The sequence below is a fragment of the Streptomyces spectabilis genome (assembly GCF_008704795.1).
GTDB classification, from domain to species: Bacteria; Actinomycetota; Actinomycetes; order Streptomycetales; family Streptomycetaceae; genus Streptomyces; species Streptomyces spectabilis.
The window spans coordinates 5739784-5756190 of record NZ_CP023690.1; the positions used below are offsets into that span (position 1 = coordinate 5739784).

Sequence of the window (16407 nt, forward strand, 5' to 3'; positions counted from 1 at the left end):
CCGGGCGGTACGGCTCTCACGGGCCGTATCGCCCGTACCCTTGTAACAACATCAGGGCATCAAATAGTGGGTGCCCCTGACTGAAGGATCGCAACATGCTGATTGCTCAGCGTCCCTCGTTGACCGAAGAGGTCGTCGACGAGTTCCGCTCCCGGTTCGTCATCGAGCCGCTGGAGCCGGGCTTCGGCTACACCCTCGGCAACTCCCTGCGCCGGACCCTCCTGTCCTCGATCCCGGGTGCGGCGGTCACGTCCATCCGCATCGACGGTGTCCTGCACGAGTTCACCACCGTGCCGGGCGTCAAGGAGGACGTCACCGACCTGATCCTCAACATCAAGCAGCTGGTCGTCTCCTCGGAGCACGACGAGCCGGTCGTGATGTACCTGCGCAAGCAGGGCCCGGGTCTGGTCACCGCCGCCGACATCGCGCCCCCGGCCGGTGTCGAGGTGCACAACCCCGACCTCGTCCTCGCCACGCTCAACGGCAAGGGCAAGCTGGAGATGGAGCTGACCGTCGAGCGCGGTCGCGGCTATGTCTCCGCCGTGCAGAACAAGCAGGTCGGCCAGGAGATCGGCCGCATCCCGGTCGACTCCATCTACTCGCCGGTCCTCAAGGTGACCTACAAGGTCGAGGCCACCCGAGTCGAGCAGCGCACCGACTTCGACAAGCTGATCGTCGACGTCGAGACCAAGCAGGCCATGCGCCCGCGCGACGCCATGGCGTCCGCCGGCAAGACCCTGGTCGAGCTGTTCGGTCTGGCCCGCGAGCTCAACATCGACGCCGAGGGCATCGACATGGGTCCGTCCCCGACGGACGCCGCGCTCGCCGCCGATCTGGCGCTGCCGATCGAGGAGCTGGAGCTCACGGTCCGCTCCTACAACTGCCTCAAGCGTGAGGGCATCCACTCCGTGGGTGAGCTCGTGGCCCGCTCCGAGGCGGACCTCCTGGACATCCGCAACTTCGGCGCGAAGTCCATCGACGAGGTCAAGATGAAGCTCAACGGGATGGGTCTGGCCCTCAAGGACAGCCCGCCCGGATTCGACCCGACCGCCGCCGCGGACGCCTTCGGCGCCGATGACGACGCGGATGCCGGGTTCGTCGAGACCGAGCAGTACTGAGAGCTCGGGCCCGACGGTCTGATGTCGGCTGCGCGCGCGTTGTGGTTGCGCGCGCAGTTCCCCGCGCCCCTTACGGGGCGCGGTACCGCTGACCTCGGTACCTGATACGGCCGGGGCAGAACACAAGGAGAAACACCATGCCGAAGCCCACCAAGGGTGCCCGTATGGGCGGCAGCGCCGCGCACGAGAAGCTGATGCTGGCGAACCTCGCCAAGGATCTCTTCGAGCACGGCCGCATCACCACGACCGAGGCGAAGGCCCGCCGCCTGCGTCCGTTCGCGGAGCGTCTGGTCACCAAGGCGAAGAAGGGCGACCTTCACAACCGCCGTCAGGTGCTCCAGATCATCACGGACAAGAGCGTCGTCCACACGCTCTTCGCCGAGATCGGCCCGCGCTACGAGAACCGCCCGGGTGGCTACACCCGTATCACCAAGATCGGTAACCGCCGTGGCGACAACGCGCCCATGGCCGTCATCGAGCTGGTGGAGGCCCTGACCGTGGCCCAGGAGGCCACCGGTGAGGCCGAGGCGGCCACGAAGCGTGCCGTCAAGGAAGACGCCCTGAAGAAGGACGAGGCCGTCGAGGCCAAGTCCGACGAGGCCGTCGAGGCCCCGGCCGAGGAGTCGAAGGACGCCTGAGGCTGAGCCTTCGTGAAGCGGGTCCGCCCTTCGGGGCGGGCCCGCTTTCGTGTGCCTGAGAGGATTGCGGTGTGAGTGAGGAAGTGAAGCCCGGGTTCGTCCGGGTGCGCCTTGACCTGTCGTACGACGGCCGGGACTTTTCCGGGTGGGCGAAGCAGCGCGAAGGTCAGCGGACCGTCCAGGGCGAGATCGAGGACGCGCTGCGCACGGTCACGCGGTCGGGTGAGACGTACGAGCTGACCGTGGCCGGGCGGACCGACAGCGGGGTGCACGCGCGCGGCCAGGTCGCGCACGTCGACCTGCCGGAGAGCGCCTGGGCCGAACACCGCGAGAAGCTGCTGCGGCGGCTCGCCGGACGGCTGCCGCACGACGTGCGGATCTGGCGGGCGGAGGAGGCTCCTGCCGGGTTCAACGCGCGGTTCTCGGCGATCTGGCGCCGGTACGCGTACCGCGTGACCGACCACCCCGGCGGCGTCGACCCGCTGCTGCGCGGGCACGTGCTTTGGCACGACTGGACGCTCGACCTGGACGCGATGAACGAGGCCGCGCGGGCGCTCATCGGCGAGCACGACTTCGCCGCGTACTGCAAGCGGCGCGAGGGCGCGACCACCATCCGTACGCTCCAGGAGCTGCGGTGGGAGCGGCGGCCCGACGGCATCCTTGAAGCCACCGTGCGGGCGGATGCCTTCTGCCACAACATGGTGCGCTCCCTGGTCGGGGCCATGCTGTTCGTGGGGGACGGGCACCGGCCGCCGGACTGGCCGGGCAAGGTGCTCGCGGCGGGTGTGCGGGACTCGGCGGTGCACGTGGTGCGGCCGCACGGGCTCACCCTTGAGGAAGTCGGCTATCCGGCGGACGAGCTGCTCGCGGCGCGCAGCGTGGAGGCGCGCAACAAGCGATCGCTGCCGTCGGCGGGATGTTGCTGAGCTCCGGATAGAGCGTTCGTTCTATTCGGGGTTGTTGGCGGCGGCCGACGCCTGGGTCTCGCCGCGGCGGTTGATCTGGTTGAAGGCGAAGCGGGCGAGGTCGTCGCCGACCTCGTACGCCTTGCGGTCCTTCTTCGTGACGTCCTTGGCGGCGAGGAAGCCGGTCGTCGTGAAGTACGCGTAGCGGCCGTAGGCGTTGTACGTGCCGCGGCAGACCGTCGTGCGGCAGAACGTGCCGACGCCCTTGCCCGGCAGCGAGGTGACCAGGCCCTTGTCCGCCTGCTGCTTGACCTTGGTGGCCTGGGCCTCGGTGTCGAAGACCGCGACGCCGACGGTGACGGCGACGCCGCCGCGGGCGTAGGTGACGCGCATCAGCTCGGTGCACTTGTTCTTGGTGAGGACGCGGCCGAGCACCGGCTGGGTGACCGAGGCGCACCGCTTGGTGTCGGCGGTGGCGCCCTTCTTGTAGACCTTGTCGCCGGAGGTCAGCTTCGTGCCGGGGAAGAGGATCGCGGCGCTCAGGGGCGCCTTGTCCTTGTCCGCGCTGGAGATGTAGTCCTTGGGATCCGGCGGGGGCGGGGGAGTGGTCGCCTCGAAGGACGGCTCCGGGGGCGAGGAGGCGCCGGGGATCTCCGGGGACGAGGGCAGCCCGCTCGCGGGCTTGTCGGAGGCGGAGGCGTCGTCGCCGTTGGCGGAGACGACGGCGACGGCCACGGCCGTGGCGACGCCGATGGTGGCGAGTGCGCCGCCGCCCATCAGGAGCCACTTGCGGCGGCGGGCGCGCTTCTCGGACGCTTCGGCCAGTGCCGCCCAGTCCGGGGTCTGCGAGCCCCCCGGACCCCACTGAGGTCCCCCTTGCCCAAAGCTCATGCGCGGCATCTTAGACGGGGCGGTGGGGATGTTGAGCCGGGGCCGAGGCGGGTTCTCGCCCTAGCCTGAGCCGCATGAACGCGGGCAAAAGTGATGTTTCCGGTGTTACGGGGTGGTGGCTGCGGCCCGCCGCGTGGCAGGCGTGGGCGGTGCTCGGGGTGGTCCTCGGCGCGCTCGTGCTGCGCGTCGCCTGTCGGGTGCCGGACGGCGGCATGGACAACGGGATCGTGGCGCGGGCGGCCGGAGCGTGGCTGGAAGGGCGCTCGCCGTACGCGGACCGGCACTTCCTCTACCTGCCGGGGGCCGTGCTCGCGGCCCTGCCCCAGGCCGTGCTGCCACAGGGGCTGGTGCGTGTCCTGGTGCCGGTGGGGGTGGTGGGGGCGCTCGCCGGTGGCTGGGGGTGTGCGCTGCGCCTCCACGGGGTGCCGTGGCGGAGTCGCTTCGCGGTGCTCGGTCTGCTCGGGCTCGCCCTCGGCTTCGCGCCCTTCGGGCATCTGGTGGAGCTCGGGAACTGGACCGTGGCGTCGGCGCTCGCCCTGCCGCTGGCGCTGCTGTGCGCCTGCCGGGGCCGGTGGGGGCGGGCGGGGGCGGTGATCGGGGCCGCGGTGGCCGTGAAGCCGCTCCTGGTGCCGGTGCTGCTCCTCTTCGTCTTCGCGCGGCGGTGGCGGGCGCTCGGCGTCGCCGTGGGGGTGCCGGTCGCGGTCTCGGCCGCCGCGGCGCTGCTGCTGCCGGACCCGGCGGGCTTCCTCACCCGCACGCTCCCCTTCCTGCTGCGCGGCGGCGACAGTTTCGTACGGCTCTACGAGGCCTCGCCCGCGGCCGTGCTGCCGCGGATCGGGGTGCCGGGGGTCGCGGCGTCACTGGTGGCGGGGGCGGGGGCGCTGGTGGGGGTGTGGTGTGCGTGGCGCAGGTGGGGGCGGGGGACGCGGGGGCCGCGCGGGTCGCGGAGACGGCGGTGGCGCTGATGCTGGCCGCCTTCCTGGTGTCCCGTCCTTCCTACGACCACTACCTCCTCGTCGTGCTGCCGCTGCTGCTCGCGGGGGCGGGTGAGGAGGGGGCCGTGGTGCGCGGGGCGGGGTTCTGGGTGGCCCTCGTGCCGCAGGTGCCCGGGTTCACGTGGGTGGGTCTGGAGCCCGGGGTGCGGCGGGCCTTCAAGGATTGCGTCACGCTCTGTGTGCTGGCCTTCGCGGTCGCGCGGTGCTGTCTGCGGCCGAGGGCGGTTACTGTGGATGACGCAGGACCGGCAGGACCGCCCGAGGCGGTGGGGTCGGCGGTGCCGGTCTCCAGGGCCGCGTTTTGACCCATACGGGGCGGCGCGGGTAGTCTCGGGGACTGATACGTATTGGCTTCCTCGTTCTCACGCGAAAGGGCCCATACGTAGGTTCCCTGGAGCAGTTACCAGTGGCTCGCATACGGGCAGCGTCCCCGGCATTGTGAGCCCCAGCTGCATGATCGCTTCCTGGGTGCCGTGTGTCTGGACCCCATCCACTGAAGAAGCGAAGGCTACGAAGTGCGTACGTACAGCCCCAAGCCCGGCGACGTGACCCGTCAGTGGCACGTCATCGACGCCCAGGACATCGTCCTGGGACGTCTGGCGACCACCGCCGCCTCTCTCCTGCGCGGCAAGCACAAGCCGATTTACGCCCCCCACATGGACATGGGCGACTTCGTCATCATCATCAACGCCGAGAAGGTCCACCTCTCCGGCAACAAGAAGACCCAGAAGATGGCCTACCGCCACTCTGGCTACCCGGGCGGCCTCCGCTCGGTGCGCTACGACGAGCTGCTCGAGAAGAACCCCGAGAAGGCCGTCGAGAAGGCCATCAAGGGCATGCTCCCCAAGAACTCGCTGGGCCGTCAGATGCTCTCGAAGCTGAAGGTCTACAAGGGTGACCAGCACCCGCACGGCGCGCAGCAGCCGCAGCCGTTCGAGATCACCCAGGTCGCGCAGTAACTCCGGCCACCCCCTAAGACGAAGAGAATCTGAGGATCATCGTGGCCGAGACCACCGCTGAGCAGCCGATCGACGAGACTGTCGACATCGAGCACTACACCACCGAGTCCGAGGTGCCCGTCGAGGGCGAGTACACCTCGGAGTCGAACGCCGCGCGCTTCGGCGACCCGCAGCCGGCCGCCGGCCTGGGCCGTCGCAAGAACGCCATCGCCCGCGTCCGGATCGTCCCGGGCACCGGCAAGTGGAAGATCAACGGTCGCACCCTTGAGGACTACTTCCCCAACAAGGTGCACCAGCAGGAAGTCAACGAGCCGTTCAAGGTTCTCGAGCTCGAGGGCCGCTACGACGTCGTCGCCCGCATCGCTGGTGGCGGCGTCTCCGGTCAGGCCGGCGCCCTGCGCCTCGGCGTGGCCCGCGCCCTGAACGAGGCCGACGTGGACAACAACCGCGGCGCCCTCAAGAAGGCCGGCTTCCTCAAGCGCGACGACCGTGCGGTCGAGCGCAAGAAGGCCGGTCTCAAGAAGGCCCGCAAGGCCCCGCAGTACAGCAAGCGCTAATCGTCGCTGCCTGCTAGTACTTCACGAACGCCCCGGCGGCACCCTGTGTGCTGCCGGGGCGTTTCGTCTATCAGCGCCCCGTCGATCCGGGGTGGACGCTCGGAATGTCGGAATGTTCGGAGGACAGCAGTGGGACGACTCTTCGGCACGGACGGCGTGCGCGGTGTCGCCAACGCCGATCTGACGGCGGAGCTCGCGCTCGGTCTCTCAGTCGCAGCGGCACACGTGCTCGCCGAAGCGGGTACCTTCGAGGGCCATCGCCCGACAGCGGTGGTGGGGCGTGACCCGCGCGCGTCCGGGGAGTTCCTGGAGGCCGCGGTCGTCGCGGGCCTGGCGAGCGCCGGTGTGGACGTCCTGCGCGTCGGTGTGCTGCCCACCCCGGCGGTGGCCCATCTCACCGGTGCGCTGGGCGCCGACCTCGGCGTGATGCTGTCCGCCAGCCACAACGCCATGCCCGACAACGGCATCAAGTTCTTCGCCCGTGGCGGCCACAAGCTCGCCGACGACCTCGAGGACCGCATCGAGTCCGTCTACGAGGAGCACCGCACCGGCGCCCCCTGGGAGCGGCCCACCGGGGCGGGCGTCGGCCGCGTCACCTCGTACGACCAGGGGCTCGACCAGTACGTGGCGCATCTGATCGGGGTGCTGCCGAACCGTCTCGACGGGCTGAGGATCGTCCTGGACGAGGCGCACGGCGCCGCCGCCCGGGTCTCGCCGGAGGCCTTCGCGCGCGCCGGTGCCGAGATCGTCACCATCGGCGCGTCCCCCGACGGTCTGAACATCAACGAGGGCTGCGGCTCGACCCATCTGGGGCAGCTCCAGGCCGCCGTCGTCGAGCACGGCGCCCACCTTGGCATCGCGCACGACGGCGACGCCGACCGCTGCCTCGCCGTGGACCACACGGGCGCCGAGGTCGACGGCGACCAGATCCTCGCCGTGCTCGCGCTCGGCATGCGGGAGCGCGGTGTGCTGCGCCGCGACACCGTTGTCGCCACGGTCATGTCGAACCTGGGCTTCAAGCTCGCCATGGAGCGCGAGGGCCTGCGGTTCGTCGAGACCGCCGTCGGTGACCGGTACGTCCTGGAGGAGATGAAGGCCAGCGGCTACGCCCTCGGCGGCGAGCAGTCCGGGCACGTCATCGCCCTGGACCACGCCACCACCGGGGACGGCACGCTCACCGGCCTGCTGCTCGCGGCCCGCGTCGCCGAGACCGGCCGCACCCTCAAGGACCTGGCCGCCGTCATGGAGCGGCTTCCGCAGGTCCTCATCAACGTGCCGGACGTGGACAAGTCCCGGGTGCGGACCTCCACGGAGCTGGCCGTCGCCGTGGCCGACGCCGAGCGCGAGCTGGGCGAGACCGGCCGCGTGCTGCTCCGTCCCTCGGGCACCGAGCCGCTGGTGCGCGTGATGGTGGAGGCCGCCGACATCGAGCAGGCCCGTTCCGTGGCCGGGCGCCTCGCGGACGTGGTGAAGTCCGCGCTCGGCTAGGAGATGCCGGGCTTCTTCGCGGTACGTTCGCGCTGCCGCGCCCAGAGCAGCTTCTGGGCGAGCAGCGTGAGCGTACCGGCGAGGACGATGCCGAGCAGGTTGAGCAGGAGCTGCTCGGTGGAGCCCCAGGCCTGGCGGTACTCGTCGTAGCTGAAGGCCACCGCGGCGTTCGCCGCCGCGGGGACCGTCGTCACGGAGATGGCGACGCCCACGAGCGCGCCCGACTTCGCCGAGGTCAGGGACAGGGTGCCCGCCGCGCCCGCGAGGACGGCCACGACGAAGGAGAACCAGTCGGGCCGGTAGATGAAGTTGGTGTTGGGCCGCTCGGCCTTCAGGGACGACTGGTGGAACAGGTCCACCGCGTCCATGAAGAAGCTGAAGGCCACCGTCGCGGCCATGGCGATCGCGAAGCCCGCGATCAGCGCCACCATGGAGCGCAGCGCGAGCCGCGGGGCGCGCCGCACGAGCGCGGTGCAGAAGCCCGCGAGCGGGCCGAACTCCGGGCCCACCGCCATCGCGCCCACGATGAGGATCGCGTTGTCGAGGACGACGCCGCAGGCCGCGATCATCGTGGCGAGCGTGATGAAGGCGACGTACGTGACGGAGAGCGTGGACTCCTCGTGCGTGGCGTCCGCCAGGTGCTCCCACAGGACCGCGTCCGCGCCTTCGCCCGGCGCCTCGTCCTCGGCCTTGTCGGCGCGGAGCGACAGCGACAGGTCGATGTTCTCCAGGGCGATCGAGCCGTGCTTGTCGATCTCCAGGGCGCGCAGGCCGCCGAGCAGCTCGTCGCCCGCTTCCCGGGCCACGTCGCACAGCACGATGTCGCCCGACGGATTGCGGGCCGCGCCCGGTACGACGGCGAGGTGCGTCGTACCGGGCGTCCGTTCGATCAGGCGCACCACGGCGTCGGTCCGGTCCGCCGGGGTGATCAGCCGCAGATGGAGCATGCCCGCACCTTAACGCGGGGCCCGGCGGTCAGAGTTTGCGCAGGCTGAGCCTTCGCACCTTGTGGTCGGGACCCTTGCGGATGATGAGCGTGGCGCGGCCGCGGGTGGGGGCCACGTTCTCCAGCAGGTTCGGCTTGTTGATGGTCCGCCAGGTGGTGCGGGCGTAGTCGAGCGCCTCTTCCTCGGAGACCTGGGTGTACTTGCGGAAGTACGAGGACGGGTTCTGGAAGGCGGTCTCGCGCAGCTTGCGGAACCGGTTCAGGTACCAGCGCTCGATGTCCTCGGTGCGGGCGTCGACGTACACGCTGAAGTCGAAGTAGTCGGCCAGGCCGACGCGGGTGCGGCCGTCCTTGCCGGGCAGGGCGGGCTGCAGCACGTTCAGACCCTCGACGATGAGGATGTCCGGGCGGCGCACGGTGAGGCGCTGGCCGGGCACGATGTCGTAGATCAGGTGTGAGTAGACGGGCGCGGTGACCTCGTCCTTGCCCGCCTTGATGTCGGCGACGAAGCGCGTGAGCGCCCTGCGGTCGTACGACTCGGGGAAGCCCTTGCGCGACATCAGGCCGCGCGCCTGGAGCTCCTTGGTGGGCAGCAGGAAGCCGTCCGTGGTCACCAGCTCCACGCGCGGGTGCTCGGGCCAGCGCGAGAGCAGGGCCTGGAGCAGCCGGGCGACGGTCGACTTGCCGACGGCGACGGAGCCCGCGACCCCTATGACGAAGGGCGTGCCCGACTGCGAGCCCTTCTCGCCGGTGTCGCCGAGGAAGGTGTTGAGCGCTCCGCGCAGGCCGTCGGTGGCGCCCACGTAGAGGTTGAGGAGACGGGAGAGCGGGAGGTAGATGTCCCGCACCTCGTCGAGGTCGATGACATCGCCGAGGCCGCGCAGCTTCTCCACCTCGGCGGCGGTCAGGGGCAGCGGCGTCTTTTCGCGCAGCGCGCTCCACTCGGCACGGGTGAGGTCGACGTAGGGGGTCGCCTCCGGCTTGTGCCGGTTGGCGCCCCGTGGCGGCGAGGAGACCAAAGAGATCACAGTCCATTGTTACGGGAGTTTGAACGTCCGTGCGGGTGGGGTGTGTCACCCCCGTGGTGCTCCGCCGCCGGGCCGCCGTGGTTAGCTGCCGCCGTGATTATTGGTGTGGGCATCGACGTGGCCGAGATCGACCGGTTCGCCGCCTCCCTGGAGCGGACGCCGGGGATGCGGGAACGGCTCTTCGTGGAGCGGGAGTTGTATCTGCCCGGCGGGGAGCGGCGCGGTGTCGCCTCGCTCGCCGCCCGGTTCGCCGCCAAGGAAGCTTTGGCCAAGGCCTTGGGGGCGCCGCCCGGGCTGCGCTGGACCGACGCCGAGGTGTACGTGGAGGAGACCGGGCAGCCCCGGCTGCGGGTCTCCGGGACGGTGGCCGCGCGGGCCGAGTCCCTGGGCGTGCGTGGCTGGCACGTGTCCCTGAGCCATGACGCGGGGGTGGCCTCCGCGGTGGTCGTCGCCGAGGGGTAGGCCGGGGCGTCGTGCGTCCGTTGCGCCGTCCGTCGCGCTGCTGCCGTGGTCCGCGGGGTGCGCGAGACTTGGTGGATGCGTACTGCGTATCGCGTGGAGGACGTACGGGCGGCTGAGCGCGCGCTGATGGCGCGGGTTCCCGAAGGAGCGCTGATGCAGCGGGCGGCCGCGGGGCTCGCCGCGGCCTGCGGGCAGCTGCTCGGCAAGGTCTACGGGGCGCGGGTCGCGCTCCTCGTCGGCAGCGGCGACAACGGGGGTGACGCGCTCTACGCCGGGGCGCGGCTCGCGCGGCGCGGGGCCGGGGTGACGGCCGTGCTGCTGTCGCCCGAGCGGGTGCACGGGGGTGGGGTGGCGGCGTTGCGGGGGGCCGGGGGGCGGGTTGTCGACGGCTCGGGTGACTTGCCTGGTGCCGGTGGTGCCGTGCTGCGTGCCGATCTTGTTGTTGACGGGATCGTCGGCATCGGCGGCAAGGGCGGTCTCCGTCCCGGCGCCGCCGAACTCGCCCGCGCCGCCGAGGAGTCCGGGGCCCTGGTCGTGGCCGTCGACCTGCCGAGCGGGGTCGACGCCGACACCGGCGAGGTGCGCGGCGCCGCCGTGCGCGCCGACGCGACGGTGACGTTCGGGGCCTACAAGCCGGGGCTCCTCGTCGATCCCGCCCGGGAGTACGCCGGGGCCCTGCGGCTCGTGGACATCGGGCTCGGCGGTGAACTCTCCGCGTACGCGCCCGCGGTGGAGGCCCCGCAGTACGCCGATGTGGCGCGGCTCCTTCCGGTGCCGGGCGGCGAGAGCGACAAGTACCGGCGCGGTGTCCTCGGTGTCGTCGCCGGGTCTGCCCGCTACCCGGGGGCGGCCGTCCTCGCCGTCGCCGGAGCGCTGCGCGGCGGTGCCGGGGCCGTGCGGTACGTGGGGCCCGCCGCGGACGCCGTCATCGCCCGCTTCCCCGAGGCGCTGGTGTCCGCGGGGCCCGTGCCCAAGGCCGGGCGGGTGCAGGCCTGGGTGGTGGGGCCGGGGCTCGGGGACGGGCACGGGGACGCGGGGGAGCGGCTGCGGGACGTGGTCGCGGCGGACGTGCCCGTGCTCATCGACGCGGACGGGCTGCGGCTCGCCGACGCCTCGGCCGTGCGGAAGCGGGGCGCTCCCACGCTGCTCACCCCGCACGCGGGGGAGGCGGCCGCGCTGCTCGGGGTGGAGCGTGCGGAGGTCGAGGCTTCCCGTCTGGACGCCGTGCGGGAGCTGGCCGGGCGGTATGCGGCCACGGTGCTGCTCAAGGGGTCGACGACGCTGGTCGCCGGGGCCGACGGGGGCGTCGTACGGGTCAATCCGACGGGGACCGCGTGGCTGGCCACCGCGGGGAGCGGGGACGTGCTGTCGGGGCTCGCCGGGGCGCTGCTCGCGGCGGGGCTCGGGGCCCGGGACGCGGGGGCGGTGGGGGCGTTTCTGCACGGGCTCGCGGGGCGGCTCGCGGCTGAGGGGGCGCCGGTGGGGGCGCAGGACGTGGCGGAGGCCCTTCCGGCGGCGTGGCGGGACGTGCGGCGGGGCTAGCGCCTGGGCTTGGGGCTGGGTTGCTGTGTCGCTGGCGTCCGCGGGGGCGTCGTGGTGCGCCGGGCGTATGTCGTGGGGCGGGGCCGCGCCGGTATGTCCGTCCTCGCCGTCATGTGCGCGGGGCGGTTCATCCGCCCGGCGCGGTGCACTCGGGGTGCTGCGGGCGGACATACCGGCACGTCCCCTCCTGTTTCGTCGGCGGCTTTCCGTCGGTCCTGGAGCTGTCCGGTACGTCCCGTGTGCGGTGGCTCTCCGCCGGGGTTCTCGCTCGCTCTGAGACACTGTTCGACGATGACTGATACTGCACTGCCGCGCGTGCGCGCCGAGATCGACCTCGCCGCCCTTCGGGCCAACGTGCGGACGCTGCGTGCTCACGCGCCCGGCGCCGCGTTCATGGCCGTCGTGAAGGCGGACGGGTACGGGCACGGGATGGTCCCGTGCGCCAAGGCCGCGCTGGACGCGGGCGCCGAGTGGATCGGGACCGCCACGCCCGAGGAGGCGCTCGCGCTGCGTGCCGCGGGTGTCGGCGGGCGCCTCATGTGCTGGCTGTGGACGCCGGGGTCGCCCTGGCGCGAGGCCGTCGAGGCCGACGTGGACGTGTCGGTGAGCCGGGTGGGGGCGCTCGCCGAGGTCGTCGCCGCCGCGCGGGCCGCGGGGCGTACGGCCCGGGTGCAGCTCAAGGCCGACACCGGGCTCGGGCGCAACGGATGCATGCCCGACGACTGGCCGGAGCTCGTGGGCGAGGCCCTGCGCGCGGAGGCCGACGGTCTGGTGAAGGTCACCGGGCTCTGGTCGCACTTCGCCTGTGCCGACGAGCCGGGCCATCCGTCGATCGCCCTGCAACTGCGTACGTTCCGGGAGATGGTCGGGTACGCCGAGCAGGCGGGGGTCCGTCCCGAGGTGCGGCACATAGCCAATTCCCCGGCCACGCTCACCCTGCCCGAGACGCACTTCGACCTGGTGCGGCCGGGCATCGCGATGTACGGGGTCTCGCCCAGCCCCGAGATCGGGACGCCCGAGGACTTCGGGCTCCGTCCGGTGATGACCGTCGCCGCGGCCCTGGCGCACGTGAAGCGCGCCCCGGCGGGCCACGGCGTGAGCTACGGGCATCACTACACCACCGCGGGCGAGACGACGCTCGGTCTGGTGCCCGCCGGGTACGGGGACGGGATCCCGCGGCACGCCTCCGGCGCGGGCCCGGTGCTCGTCGACGGCAAGTGGCGGACCGCCGCCGGGCGGATCGCCATGGACCAGTTCGTGGTGGACCTCGGCGGGGACGAGCCCGAGGTCGGCACGGAAGCGGTGCTCTTCGGGCCCGGCGACCGCGGGGAGCCCACCGCCGAGGACTGGGCGCGGGCCGCGGGCACCATCGCGTACGAGATCGTGACCCGCATCGGTGCGCGCGTTCCGCGCGTCTATGTGAACGAGCGGCCGGGCACCGGCGACTGAAGAGGAGCGGCACGTGGGCGAGGGCAGCACGGGGGCGGCCGCCGAGGTGGTCGGGGCGGTGGCGGGACGGCCGGGCGCTTCGGCGACGACCTGGCGGCGGGCCGGGATCGCCGGTGCCGCCATAGGAGTCATCGCGGCGGGCGCCGCCGCCGGGGTCGCCATCGAGCGGCTCACGGTCGGGCGCGGCATGCGCAAGAAGGCCCGTCTCGCCCTCGACGCCTCGGGCCCGTACGGCTCGCTGCGCGGCATGCCCGGCAAGGCGTACGCCGACGACGGCACGGAGCTGGCCTTCGAAGTCGACGAGGTCGGTGAGGAGGGGGCCCAGGCCTCGCGGCGGCGTCGGCTCTTCGGGCGGCGCGCGCCCGCTCCCGTCACCGTCGTGTTCAGCCACGGCTACTGCCTCAGCCAGGACTCCTGGCACTTCCAGCGCGCCGCGCTGCGGGGCGTCGTACGGGCCGTGTACTGGGACCAGCGCAGCCACGGGCGCTCGGGGCGCGGCGCGGCCCAGCTCCGTGACGGCGAGCCGGTCACCATCGACCGCCTGGGCCGGGACCTGAAGGCCGTCATCGACGCGGCCGCGCCCGAGGGGCCGCTGGTCCTCGTCGGGCACTCCATGGGCGGCATGACGACGATGGCCCTCGCCGACCAGTTCCCGGAGCTGATCCGGGAGCGGGTGGTGGGCGTCGCCCTTGTCGGCACGTCCGCCGGGGGGCTCGGGGAAGTCAACTTCGGGCTCCCGGTGGCGGGGGTGAACGCCGTGCGGCGCGTGCTGCCCGGCGTCCTGAGGGCGCTCGGTTCGCAGGCCGAGCTCGTCGAGCGGGGGCGGCGGGCCACGTCCGACCTGTTCGCGGGCATCATCAAGCGGTACTCGTTCTCGTCGAAGGACGTGGATCCGGCGGTAGCGCGGTTCGCGGAGCGCATGATCGAGTCCACGCCGATCGACGTGGTCGCGGAGTTCTACCCGGCGTTCACCGAGCACGACAAGGCGGACGCCCTCAAGCACTTCACCGAGCTGCCCGTGCTCGTGCTCGCGGGCGACAAGGACCTGGTCACGCCGAGCGAGCACAGCGAGGTGATCGCCGATCTGCTGCCGGAGGCGGAGCTCGTCCTGGTGCCGGACGCCGGTCACCTGGTCATGCTGGAGCACCCCGAGGCGGTGACCGACCGCCTGGCGGATCTGCTGGCACGGACGGGCGCGGTCGGCAGCGGTTAACGTGGGTCCCATGGAAGCACCGCACAGCCCGGCCGTCCCCGCCACCACCCTGAAGATCGCCGTCAACTCCCCGGAACAGATGGGTGAGTTGGGCCGCCGCCTGGCCAAGATCCTGCGTCCGGGCGATCTCGTCATGCTCACCGGTGAGCTGGGCGCGGGCAAGACGACGCTGACGCGCGGCCTCGGCGAGGGCCTGGGCGTGCGCGGGGCCGTCACCTCGCCGACGTTCGTCATCGCCCGCGTCCACCCGCCGCTCGGCGAGGGACCGGCCCTGGTGCACGTGGACGCGTACCGGCTCGGCGGTGGGCTCGACGAGATGGAGGACCTGGACCTCGACGTGTCCCTGCCGGACTCCGTGGTCGTCGTGGAGTGGGGCGACGGCAAGGTCGAGGACCTGTCGGACGACCGGCTGCACCTGGTCATCCACCGGGCCGTGGGAGACACCGCCGACGAGGGGCGCGAGGTGACCCTGCGGGGGATCGGGGTCCGCTGGCAGGACGCCGATCTGAGCGTTCTGGCCGGCTGAGGCCCGTTCGTCGGCCCTCAGTGGGGGATTACATTTGCCCTTTTTGCGGCTGGTGGGGATTCTTTCCGTCCACATTTTCCGACAAGGCGTCGGTAAGATGTTGCATGGCGGGTGCCGGGCGTGTTCACATGGATACCGGTACTGGTTAGGTCTACCTAACCACGTCTGCCCCCGAAGCCCCAGGAGGCGTCCATGCCGGCTTCAGAACGAGACGTACAGCCCCGGCCGCAGGGGCCGGCGGCGCGGCCGTCCAGCTGCTCGATGAGTGAGCTGCTCGCGTCGTGCGCCGCCGCGAGCGCCGTCTCCACGCCTCCAGCCGCCCCTGTGCCTCAGGAAGCCCCCGTGGACGAGCCGCGGCGGGACGCCGCCTGAGCGGCTACTTGACGACCACTACCGCCGTCTCGATGGTCGCGAAGTCCCACATCGCGTTGCCGTCCTCGCGGGACGAGCGGATGCCGCCGGTCTTCTTCGCGGGGTCCGGCTTCTCCGTGGAGCCGTTGAGCGCCGCGCTGAACCCGATCGTTATGCCGTCGACCGTCGTGAAGCGCACGACGTGCTCGATCTGCCTGCCGTCCGAACCGGTGACCTGACCCTGGCGCGACGTGACCTCGTACGTGCCGGGCTCCGGGTCGACGGTGCTCGGCGTGACGCGGTACGTGCGCTTGGCCTTGCCGGAGTCGCCGACCAGCCACACCCGGTCGCCCTCCAGTGAGTACACGACCCGCTTTCCGGTGCCCGAGCGGTCGGGCAGCGCCAGCGCGTCGCCCTTGCCCTTGGGGGACTTCGTGGGGGTCGTGGGGGATTTGTCCGGCCGCGCGTTCAGATCGTCCGGCGCGCTCGCGGAGGCCTGGTAGGCGAGGAATCCGACCGCGGCGAGGGCGGCGGCGGTGAGCCCGGCCACGAATCCCGAGCTGGTCCTGGACACTGAGCCACCTTCCCTACGTACGGCTATGGAGTGACGGTAGCAGCAGGCGCACCCGCGGCCGGTGCGGCCGTGCGCGGGGCCTCGGAGCCGTAGGCTGTTCGCGTGCTCTTGCTCGCTCTGGATACCGCAACCCCCGCCGTCACCGTCGCGCTGCACGACGGCACGTCCGTCGTGGCCGAGTCGAGTCAGGTCGACGCGCGCCGCCACGGCGAGCTGCTGCTGCCCGCCGTCGACCGCGTCCTCGCCGACGCGGGCGTGAGACTCGACGCGGTCACCGCCGTCGTCGCCGGGGTGGGCCCCGGGCCGTACACCGGGCTGCGAGTGGGCCTGATGACGGCCGACACCTTCGGCCTCGCGCTCGGCGTGCCCGTGTACGGGGTGTGCACGCTCGACGGTCTGGCGTACGCCTCCGGGATCGAGGACGGCCCGTTCGTCGTGGCCACGGACGCGCGCCGCAAGGAGGTCTACTGGGCCCGGTACGACGACGCGCGCACCCGCGTCACGGGGCCCGCCGTGGACCGGCCCGCCGACATCGCCGAGCAGGTCGCGGGGCTCCCGGCCGTCGGCGCGGGCGCCACGCTCTACCCGGAGGCCTTCCCCGACGCCCGCGGGCCCGAGCACGTGGCGGCCGCCGCCCTCGCCGCGGTCGCCGCCGAGAAGCTGGCCGCGGGCGAGGAGCTCCTGGAGCCGCGCCCGCTGTATCTGCGCCGCCCGGACGCGCAGGTGCCCAAGAACTACAAGGTGGTCACCCCCAAGTGACCACCG

The 16407-nt window shown here is 72.2% G+C and carries 16 protein-coding genes and 1 pseudogene; 13 read left to right on the forward strand and 4 right to left on the reverse strand.

The window, feature by feature from the left end:
• Window positions 1-95 precede the first annotated feature (95 nt).
• The 3 genes from CP982_RS25320 to truA all read left to right on the forward strand — a co-directional run bounded on the left by CP982_RS25320 (window position 96) and on the right by truA (window position 2682).
• Entirely contained in the window at window positions 96-1118 is a 1023-nt protein-coding gene (locus tag CP982_RS25320) for a DNA-directed RNA polymerase subunit alpha (RefSeq protein ID WP_016645160.1), read from the forward strand.
• A 137-nt stretch (window positions 1119-1255) separates the two neighbouring features.
• Entirely contained in the window at window positions 1256-1756 is a 501-nt protein-coding gene (rplQ, locus tag CP982_RS25325) for a 50S ribosomal protein L17 (RefSeq protein WP_150512587.1), read from the forward strand.
• A 71-nt stretch (window positions 1757-1827) separates the two neighbouring features.
• Window positions 1828-2682 carry a tRNA pseudouridine(38-40) synthase TruA gene (gene truA, locus CP982_RS25330; protein ID WP_150512588.1) on the forward strand — a complete coding sequence of 285 codons (855 nt, stop codon included), beginning with the start codon at window positions 1828-1830 and terminating at the stop codon, window positions 2680-2682.
• Window positions 2683-2703: 21 nt separating this feature from the next.
• On the opposite strand, the gene CP982_RS25335 is transcribed toward truA, so the two are convergent.
• Window positions 2704-3552 (reverse strand): hypothetical protein, encoded by an 849-nt coding sequence (locus CP982_RS25335; RefSeq protein ID WP_170316488.1) that lies wholly within the window; start codon window positions 3550-3552, stop codon window positions 2704-2706.
• Window positions 3553-3626: 74 nt separating this feature from the next.
• Between CP982_RS25335 and CP982_RS25340 the strand changes: the two are divergent.
• The 4 genes and pseudogenes from CP982_RS25340 (at window position 3627) to glmM (ending at window position 7551) form a co-directional block, all read left to right on the forward strand.
• Window positions 3627-4852 (forward strand): annotated as a pseudogene (locus CP982_RS25340) (glycosyltransferase 87 family protein).
• 210 nt (window positions 4853-5062) lie between these two features.
• A complete protein-coding gene (rplM, locus tag CP982_RS25345) occupies window positions 5063-5506 on the forward strand; it encodes a 50S ribosomal protein L13 (RefSeq protein ID WP_150512590.1) in 444 nt (147 codons plus the stop codon).
• A gap of 41 nt (window positions 5507-5547) precedes the next feature.
• Window positions 5548-6063: a 30S ribosomal protein S9 gene (gene rpsI / locus CP982_RS25350; protein ID WP_150512591.1), complete on the forward strand. Its 516-nt coding sequence runs from the start codon at window positions 5548-5550 to the stop codon at window positions 6061-6063.
• Between the two features lie 129 nt (window positions 6064-6192).
• Window positions 6193-7551: a phosphoglucosamine mutase gene (gene glmM, locus CP982_RS25355; protein ID WP_150512592.1), complete on the forward strand. Its 1359-nt coding sequence runs from the start codon at window positions 6193-6195 to the stop codon at window positions 7549-7551.
• Here glmM and CP982_RS25360 read toward each other — a convergent pair.
• Both CP982_RS25360 and coaA read right to left on the reverse strand, forming a co-directional pair.
• Entirely contained in the window at window positions 7548-8498 is a 951-nt protein-coding gene (locus CP982_RS25360) for a DUF389 domain-containing protein (RefSeq protein ID WP_150512593.1), read from the reverse strand. The genes glmM and CP982_RS25360 overlap by 4 nt on opposite strands.
• 28 nt (window positions 8499-8526) lie before the next feature.
• Window positions 8527-9525 (reverse strand): type I pantothenate kinase, encoded by a 999-nt coding sequence (gene coaA / locus CP982_RS25365; RefSeq protein WP_150512594.1) that lies wholly within the window; start codon window positions 9523-9525, stop codon window positions 8527-8529.
• Between the two features lie 93 nt (window positions 9526-9618).
• Between coaA and CP982_RS25370 the strand changes: the two genes are divergently transcribed.
• From CP982_RS25370 to tsaE, 5 genes are all read left to right on the forward strand, one after another.
• On the forward strand, window positions 9619-9987 hold the full coding sequence (locus CP982_RS25370; protein ID WP_150512595.1) for a holo-ACP synthase: 369 nt from the start codon (window positions 9619-9621) through the stop codon (window positions 9985-9987).
• Window positions 9988-10062: 75 nt separating this feature from the next.
• Window positions 10063-11529, forward strand: coding sequence for an NAD(P)H-hydrate dehydratase (locus tag CP982_RS25375; protein ID WP_150512596.1), 1467 nt, complete (start codon window positions 10063-10065; stop codon window positions 11527-11529).
• A 291-nt stretch (window positions 11530-11820) separates the two neighbouring features.
• Window positions 11821-12978 (forward strand): alanine racemase, encoded by a 1158-nt coding sequence (gene alr, locus CP982_RS25380; RefSeq protein WP_150512597.1) that lies wholly within the window; start codon window positions 11821-11823, stop codon window positions 12976-12978.
• A 13-nt stretch (window positions 12979-12991) separates the two neighbouring features.
• Window positions 12992-14191 (forward strand): alpha/beta fold hydrolase, encoded by a 1200-nt coding sequence (locus CP982_RS25385; RefSeq protein ID WP_150512598.1) that lies wholly within the window; start codon window positions 12992-12994, stop codon window positions 14189-14191.
• Window positions 14192-14201: 10 nt separating this feature from the next.
• Window positions 14202-14717, forward strand: coding sequence for a tRNA (adenosine(37)-N6)-threonylcarbamoyltransferase complex ATPase subunit type 1 TsaE (tsaE, locus tag CP982_RS25390; RefSeq protein ID WP_150512599.1), 516 nt, complete (start codon window positions 14202-14204; stop codon window positions 14715-14717).
• A 376-nt stretch (window positions 14718-15093) separates the two neighbouring features.
• Here the strand turns inward: tsaE and CP982_RS25400 are convergent, their stop codons facing one another.
• Entirely contained in the window at window positions 15094-15642 is a 549-nt protein-coding gene (locus tag CP982_RS25400) for a hypothetical protein (protein ID WP_170316489.1), read from the reverse strand.
• A 102-nt stretch (window positions 15643-15744) separates the two neighbouring features.
• Between CP982_RS25400 and tsaB the strand changes: the two genes are divergently transcribed.
• Window positions 15745-16401, forward strand: coding sequence for a tRNA (adenosine(37)-N6)-threonylcarbamoyltransferase complex dimerization subunit type 1 TsaB (gene tsaB / locus CP982_RS25405; protein ID WP_150512601.1), 657 nt, complete (start codon window positions 15745-15747; stop codon window positions 16399-16401).
• Window positions 16402-16407: the final 6 nt, after the last annotated feature.